This window comes from Labrys sp. 22185 (genome assembly GCF_052045555.1).
In the GTDB taxonomy this organism is placed as follows: domain Bacteria; phylum Pseudomonadota; class Alphaproteobacteria; order Rhizobiales; family Labraceae; genus Labrys; species Labrys neptuniae.
Map to the genome: position 1 here is coordinate 1 of NZ_JBQEPH010000103.1, position 3,322 is coordinate 3,322.

Annotated in this window: 5 protein-coding genes; all 5 read left to right on the forward strand. The window is 54.7% G+C overall.

The features are described from left to right. Positions 1–321 (forward strand): SPOR domain-containing protein (locus tag ACTJKX_RS37990; RefSeq protein WP_440728474.1); only part of this gene is annotated, 321 nt, incomplete at its 5' end. An 847-nt stretch (positions 322–1,168) separates the two neighbouring features. Then, complete coding sequence (locus tag ACTJKX_RS37995; RefSeq protein ID WP_440728483.1) at positions 1,169–1,420, forward strand: hypothetical protein; 252 nt, start codon at positions 1,169–1,171, stop codon at positions 1,418–1,420. A 47-nt stretch (positions 1,421–1,467) separates the two neighbouring features. Next, entirely contained in the window at positions 1,468–1,668 is a 201-nt protein-coding gene (locus tag ACTJKX_RS38000; RefSeq protein ID WP_440728484.1) for a hypothetical protein, read from the forward strand. 255 nt (positions 1,669–1,923) lie between these two features. Beyond that, a complete protein-coding gene (locus tag ACTJKX_RS38005) occupies positions 1,924–2,133 on the forward strand; it encodes a cold-shock protein (protein ID WP_149249126.1) in 210 nt (69 codons plus the stop codon). A 631-nt stretch (positions 2,134–2,764) separates the two neighbouring features. Next, a complete protein-coding gene (locus tag ACTJKX_RS38010; protein WP_440726361.1) occupies positions 2,765–3,139 on the forward strand; it encodes an IS630 transposase-related protein in 375 nt (124 codons plus the stop codon). Positions 3,140–3,322 lie beyond the last annotated feature (183 nt).

The following is a 3,322-nucleotide window of genomic DNA, read 5'->3' on the forward strand; positions in this document are numbered from 1 at the left end:
GGAACCTTGCGAGCGCCACGCCGTTCTCGTCCTATGAGGATTGGTGAGGGAACGGCGATGACAACGGTTCGATTTCTTCGCGAAGACGAAAGCCCTCCGACACAAAGCAATTGGGTGCTGATTGAATTGACCGGCCCCGTTTGGGTTGTAAATAGCGCCACATACACCGATGACGTTGTCCCCTCCGATCCCATCGGGCCGTTTCATACCCGCGACGATGCAGTCAAAGCCGCAACGGATTTGGCTCAGGAAATCGGTATCGACGTCGTCTATGTGCGTGGGCCCCTGTCGGAATTGCCCTCGATGAATGCAACGGGATAAACAAGAGCAATTATAAATACTTAGATTAAATAAATATTTATTCATATTAGATCGACAAAATAAGGATTATAATCCCATCTTGATGACTGGATTGGATCTTATGAAAAATAAAAATGACAATTCTGCGCAAAAAAATCAGCCGAAGAATAGCGACTTTGCTGTCGCAGCAAGCTCATATTACAAAAAGCGCTCCAATGTTTCACAGGAGATACAGAGGCACGACAGCGAAGACACCCGTGAGACGCCCGCCAACGGTACCAATACCGACGGCACACCGCCTACGCGAACCAGGCTCGAAAAGACATCCTCCGGATCTCGGCGGGTGCAGCGAACGCGCCTGACCCGCCCCACTCCATAAGGTGCAATGCTGTTAGAGCGCAGCAGCGTACAGCGGTGGGAAGGCATTGTTCAGCGTACCTTTCGTTCCTTGTTATGATGGTCATCACAGGCCACATCCATAACCGGGGGGCAAATGAAACCGATCCTCCTGACACTCACAAAAACGGGCCGCGACGCAACACCGGTTACTGTGAACATATCGCAGATTTTGAAGATCGAGCCTCTCAAGGAGGGGTCGATGATATATCTGGGCGATCAAACGACAGTATCCGTAGCCATAGGGCATGAAGAACTCATTCAAAAGCTACGGGAAGCCATCGCTCATGCGCCGTAGAGAACTGGCAAGATCTCAGCGATGATCGGCCAGAAACGAAAAAAGGGAACTTCCTTGGCTCGAAAGCCGAAGGGACGATTGAGTTCCTGCCGGCGTGGGGCTCTCAGCTGGCGCTCTCTTTTGCCCGAAGCTCAACCAACGCATTGCCAGCTACCGCAAATCAGGAGAACTGAGATGGACGAACGACGTGAGCTTTACAGAAGCCCTGGCGATGATATCTGGTACCTCGGTCGCGACCCCTCCGACGGGATGGCCATCATCATTCATCAAGCGAATGGTCCCTTCGGTTCCGCCATTTCCTTTATCGCCTTGCGCGACTTCCTCAGAACTGGCGCGAACGGTCCAGAGCATCAGGCTTTGCTGCGGCTCATAGCGACACTTGTGCAAACGCCTCCCTTTGCCGATCGGGGGAATGCGGCACGGTAGGCAGGGACCTTCCCGCTCACCGATGACAGACACATTGAAAGGAAAGAATGATGTCCCAAAACCTCTCTCGCCCGGTGGAGCGCATCTGCCGCCTGATGTGCCGTATGGAGGGGCATGAGGAACTGGTCGGGTTTGAGGGCGAGCCCATGTGGGAGTCCTTCCGGGAGGACGTGATGCAGATACTCGCAGAGCTTCGCGACGGGGACACATTGCCGAGTGGATTATCCGTCGTTAAGATCGACAAGTGAAACGTCTCGTATTTTTTGGAATACGGCATGTTAATTCTAGGAATTTCTGGGATATTTCCGACAAATCACCAAAGAACTTATCTGCCTTGCCATAAACGCATTTAAAGTTTATGCTTGTTTTCATCGATCTTGTTGCCGATCTTTTTCTGCGCTATTGGCGCTGACGATTTTCCTCTCCAAAAATCGATCAAAACTTACTCACTAAGCGCTTCGCACGGTGGGTTATTTATTACGAACGACTGAAAGGAAATCGTTATGAATACTGGAACCGTAAAGTTCTTCAACACGACCAAAGGCTTTGGCTTCATCCAGCTCGATACTGGAGGCTCCGATGTGTTCGTTCACATTTCGGCCGTCGAACGGGCGGGAATGCACACCATCGTAGAGGGTCAGAAGCTCTCGTTCGATGTCGTGACGGATCGACGCAATGGAAAAAGTGCAGCTGAGAACCTTCAGGCTGCGTGAGAATATGGCGCGTCTGGTCTTTGACTACGGATGTACTGGCACTGGCCATTGATGCGCGATGAGAAGGCCGGGTTCACCTGGCCTTTTTTGTTATGGTGATTTGCGAGAAGATTGCCGAAATGACGACATTGGATTTCACGACGCCTGCGGCGGTGTATGTGCAGATATCCGGGACCTCTCGCTCAATGCGAGGTAGGGCACCCCAGAAATATCGTCGGTTCGAAAGCCTCGCACTTGCCGTTCAGTTTGCGGTCGAGGAGTCGCTGGTAGATTTGCGAACGCTCATGATCGAAACCGATGATGGCGACTACACCGGCCCCGAGATCCGGTCTCTCTACGACCATGATAATTATCCCCTGCCCAGAGCGGCCGCCTGAAACGATTCCGGACAACGACTGGTTCGAGGAATCTTCCAGATCGGCTGCCGGGGCATCGCCTTTCCCCGGCCCTGCCCTTCCCGACCTTGCTCGGTAGGCCTCGATGGTTCTCAGCAGAAAGTCATTCAGGAACCGCGCCTTCATAGTGGCCTTGAGGCCGGGCAGATCGATGAACTAGAGCGTCGTGCGGGAAGTTTGAGTCGAGGGATTCCCTTTTGGGTGGATTCGTGATTCACCGTGTTAGGAGGTGGATCATGGCCCATTCTGACGACTTACGCGTTCGAGTGACCGATGCGATTAGCCAAGGGCAGTCGCGCCGAGCGGCGGGGCGGCGTTTTGCCGTGAGTGCCAGTTCGGCGATCCGCTGGGCTTCACGAGTGGAACGGAGCGGGCAAGTCAAGGCTTCGAAGATGGGGCGGCCGGCGGGCAAAGGGCCGCTGTCGGATCATCTGGACTTCCTCATCGCTGCAGTGGAGGAGACGCCGGACATAACCATGCCGGAGCTTGCCGAGCGTCTCCAGCAGGCGAGCGGGATTGTTGCTCATACCGCTTCCCTGTCGCGCCTTTTGTGCCGGGCCGGGTTCACGTATAAAAAAACAGCTGATGGCGTCGGAGTGCGCACGCGCTGACGTGGCCGAGAAGCGTCGTGTCTGGATCCAGAAGCGTCAGCCCCGGATGCGCCGCCAGCCAGGCCGCCTGGTCTTTATCGACGAGACGAGCCTCAACACCAAAATGACCCGCCTGCGTGGCCGCGCCCCTCGCGGTCGCCGGCTCAAGGCCCGTGCCCCCTTTGGCAAATGGGGGACCCAGAC

What these genes read in the sequence shown, in the direction of transcription:
- ACTJKX_RS37995 (WP_440728483.1), top strand. Translation starts at nt 1,169, where the DNA reads ATGGACGAACGACGTGAGCTTTACAGAAGCCCTGGCGATGATATCTGG.
- ACTJKX_RS38000 (WP_440728484.1), top strand. Translation starts at nt 1,468, where the DNA reads ATGATGTCCCAAAACCTCTCTCGCCCGGTGGAGCGCATCTGCCGCCTG.
- ACTJKX_RS38005 (WP_149249126.1), top strand. Translation starts at nt 1,924, where the DNA reads ATGAATACTGGAACCGTAAAGTTCTTCAACACGACCAAAGGCTTTGGC.
- ACTJKX_RS38010 (WP_440726361.1), top strand. Translation starts at nt 2,765, where the DNA reads ATGGCCCATTCTGACGACTTACGCGTTCGAGTGACCGATGCGATTAGC.